The sequence below is a fragment of the Pseudoduganella sp. GW821-FHT12E03 genome (assembly GCF_058807115.1).
Genome location: NZ_JBXAQJ010000035.1, coordinates 1 through 4,312, shown reverse-complemented (window position 1 = coordinate 4,312; position 4,312 = coordinate 1). Strand labels below are relative to the sequence as shown.

The 4,312-nt window shown below is 63.9% G+C and carries 1 protein-coding gene and 1 pseudogene; both read left to right on the top strand.

What is annotated here, in order from left to right:
* The coding region (locus tag AC1RRC_RS33150) for a beta strand repeat-containing protein (RefSeq protein ID WP_493060190.1) at positions 1-2,963 on the top strand (2,963 nt) is incomplete at its 5' end.
* Between the two features lie 113 nt (positions 2,964-3,076).
* A pseudogene (locus AC1RRC_RS33145) lies at positions 3,077-4,312 on the top strand (heme utilization protein); the annotation flags it as partial.

Sequence of the window (4,312 nt, the reverse complement as noted above, 5' to 3'; positions counted from 1 at the left end):
CGCTGCAAGTGTCGACCGGTGTCAATTCGGTGCAGGTTGCCGCGCTGACCAGCATGCAGCTGTCCGGCTTCACCAGCACCCAGTTCGGCGTGCTGGCGACCGACGTGATTGCCGCGATCGCCACGGCCGATATCGACACCCTGAGCACGACCGTGATTTCGGGCTTGAAATCGACGCAAATCGCCGGCTTGAGCACGCCGCAAATCGCGCAACTGTCGACCGCGCAAATCGGCGCACTGTCCAGCTCGTCGCTGGGCGCGCTGACCACCCTGCAAGGCTTCGGCTTGAGCAGCACGCAAGTTGCCGCGCTGAGCTCGGTACAACTCGGTGCGCTGGCCACCAACGTGCTGGCCGCGTTCGGCACCGAAGACATCGCCGCGATCAAGACCACGGCGCTGCCGGGCCTGAAATCGAACCAGGTTGCCGGCCTGACCACCGACCAGGTGGTGGGCCTGTCCACCAACCAGGTGGCGAACATGACGTCGTCGCAACTGGTCGGTTTGACCACGGCCGGTGTCGCCGCGCTGGAAGATGACGACCTGGAAGCGATCAAAACCAATGTGATTGCCGCCTTGACCTCGACCCAGATCGGGGCCATTGCAACGGTGCAAGTCGATGCGCTGACGTCGCTGCAGATCGGTGCACTGACCACCTTGCAAGTGTCGGCCGGCCTGAATTCGGTGCAGATTGCCGTCTTTAACAGCAGCCAGCTGGGCGCGCTCACCACCACGCAATTTGGTGTGCTGAACACGGCGGTGATTGGCGCGATCGCCACCGCCGATATCGATAGCCTGAAAACCACGGTGATCGCGGCGCTGAAATCGTCGCAAGTGGCGGGCTTGACCACGCCGCAAATCGCCCAGTTGAATTCCTCGCAGATCGGCGCCTTGTCCAGCTCCACCCTGGGCGCACTGACCACCCTGCAAGGCTTCGCGCTCGATAGCACGCAAGTCGGCGTACTGAGCTCGGTGCAACTGGCCGCGCTGGCCACCAACGTGCTGGCCGCCTTCGGCACCGAAGACATTGCCGCGATCAAGACCACGATGCTGCCGGGCCTGAAGTCGAACCAGATTGGCGGCCTGACGTCCGACCAGATCGTGGGGATGACCACCAACCAGATCTCGACCCTGCCTTCGGCCCAGTTGATCGGCCTGACCACGAACCAGGTGGCGAAGATGGAAGAGGCGGACCTGGGCGCGATCAAAACGTCGGCCATCAGCGGCTTGACCACGACGCAGATCGCGGCGCTTGCCACCGACCAGATCGATGCGCTGACCTCGCTGCAGATCGGCGCCCTGACGGCGGCGCAAGTGGGCACAGGCCTGAATTCGCAGCACGTGGCCGCGCTGAATTCGGCGCAAATGGGGGCACTGACCACGGCGCAGTTCGCGGCCCTGGCCACGTCCACCGTGAAGGCCATCGAAACCGCGGATATCGCAGGCCTGAAGACCAATGTGATTGCCGCACTGAAGACCGAGCACTTGTCGGTGCTGACGTCGGATCACATCGCCCAGCTGGCCACCAACCAGATCGCTGCGCTGAGCACGATCTCGATGGGTGCGCTGAACAGCGTGCAGGTGGCTGGCCTGGATGATGACCAGCTGGCTGCCGTGTCCTCGACGCAGATCGCCGCGCTGGGCACTAATGCCCTGGCCGCGGTGGCGACCGCCGAACTGTCCGGCCTGAAGACCACCGCGATCCCGGGCCTGAAGTCGACCCAGGTGGCGGCGCTGACGTCCGACCAGATGTATGCGCTGAGCACCAACCAGGTGGCGGCACTGACCAGCGCGCAGTTCGCCGGCGTGAACACGCAGACCCTGGGCGCGATGGACGTGCTCGATGTGGCGGCGCTGTCCACCAGTGTGGTGGCGGGCTTGTCGTCCACCCAGGTGGTGGGCCTGGCGACCACCCAGATCGTGGCCATGACCACCACGCAGTTCGCCGCGCTGAGTTCGCTGGCCGGCCTGAACACCTTGCAACTGTCGACGATTGAAACCACGGATATCGCGGTACTGAAAACCAATGCGATCCGCAGCATGACTTCGACGCAGATTAGCGGCCTGACCACCAACCAGATTGCGACCCTGAACAGCATGCAGGTGTGCGCGATCACGTCGCTGCAAGTGGCCGGCTTGAGCAGTGCCCAGCTGGCAGCGGTCCAGTCCGTGCTGTACACGCCAATCGTGCTGGACTTGAATGGCAACGGTATCGAAACCCTGTCGTACAGCGCCGCGGTGCAGTTCGACATGCTGGGCGGCGGCAACAAGGTTGGCACCGGCTGGGTGGGCGGCGGCGACGGCTTGCTGGCCCTGGACCGCAACGGCAATGGTTCCATCGACGATGGCACCGAACTGTTCGGCTCCGGCACCACCTTGGCGAACGGCCAGAAAGCTGGCAACGGTTACGAAGCCCTGACTGAACTCGACAGCAACGGCGACGGCGCCATCACCAGTGCGGATGCCGCCTTTGGCGACCTGCGCGTGTGGGTCGATGGCAACGCCGACGGTGTCAGCACTGCAAGCGAACTGAAATCGCTGGCGGACCTGAGCATCGCCAAGGTGAACTTGAACGGCAAGTCCGATGTGTCGCTGAACAACGGCAATATCGTGGGGATGACGTCCACCTACGAAACCGCCGATGGCCAGACCCACGCGGCAGCCGACGTCTGGTTCGCCGGCAGCAACGTGACGCCGGGTGCGGCGGACCTGCGCGGCAATGTGGGTGGCCTGGTGCAGTCGATCGCGGCATTCGACGGTAGCGCGGCGCCGGTTGCCAGCGGTGCGCTGACGCTGGAGGCAGGCGGCAGCGTAAACAGCAATGCGGCGAATCTGGCGGCGGCAATCAGCCAGTTCGACGCGACCAAGTTGAACGGAGCTGCCGACCTGGCGGCCACGGACAGCGACCTGCGACTGAAGGCATTGTCCAGCAGCGCAGGCCAGGGCGGCATCCTGGCGGCCAAGTAAGGGCAGGGGACCGGGCCTGAACGGGCCCCTGCAACGGCAAGGCATGGGTCTTGCCGTTTTTAAAGAATGAAGCGTCGCCGTACTGCGCGGTGTCTTTCACAAGGAGAATGGACGTGGCTAGCATTATTTCATTACTAAACACCCTGCAGATTTCGACTCTGAACACGGCGACGATTGCCGGTCTCAATTCTGCTGATATAGCCGCGCTGGGCACTGACAAGCTGGCGGTATTGACGACGGACCAGATCACTGCACTGACGTCGTCGCAGGTTGGCTACCTGTCCACCGCGCAGGTTGCGACGGGATTGAGCACGTACCAGGTTGCCGCGCTGGAGTCCCATCAGATCGTCGGCATGAGCACCTTGCAGGCGCGCGCGCTGACCACCGATGAAATCGTCGCGCTGGCCACCGGCGCGCTGGCCGGGCTGAAGTCCGCCGCGATTGCCGGCATGAGCACCAACCAGATCGACTCGCTGACGTCGGACCACGTCAGCGCGCTGTCGAGCGCGCAGGTCAGCGCACTGACCACGCTGCAACTGGGCACCAGCTTCAATACCGCGGATATCCGCGCGCTGAGCACCTACCAGCTGGCGGCCCTGAAATCGACCCAGATTGGCGCGCTGAGCACGGATTCCGTCGCGGCCCTGTCGACCGACCATCTTGAGTCGCTGACGACCACCGCGATGGCCGGCCTGAAGTCGAGCCAGATCGGCGCCCTGAACACCAACCAGGTTGAATTGCTGACCACCCAGCAGGTCGGCGCCCTGAGCACCACGCAACTGGCTGGCCTGACTTCCACGCAAATCCGCGCGATGGAAGAAGATGACTTGGCCGCCATCAAGACCACGGCGATTTCGTCGCTGACGACCCTGCAACTGGCCGGCATTTCGACCGACCAGATCGATGCGCTGACGTCGCTGCAGATCGCCGCCATGACCACCAAGCAAGTGGCGACCGGCCTGGATTCAAACCAGTTGTCGGTGCTGAACAGCTTGCAGCTGTCCGGCCTGACCACGGCACAATTCTCGTCGCTGACCACCGACACCATCGGCGCGATTGCCACCGATGCGATCGGCGCACTGAAGACCACCCTGATCGCGGCGCTGAAATCGACGCAGATCTCGGCGCTGACCACCCCGCAACTGAGCGAACTGACGTCGCAGCAAATTGCCGCCCTGGGCACCGCCGTGGTGGGCGCCCTGAATACGCTGCAAGCATCGTCGCTGAGCGATACGCAAGTGGCCGCCCTGACGTCGCAGCAACTGGCGGCGCTGTCCACCGATTCCGTGGCCGCACTGGGCACCGAAGACGTGGCGGCAATCACCACCAAGTCGCTGGCCGGCTTGAAA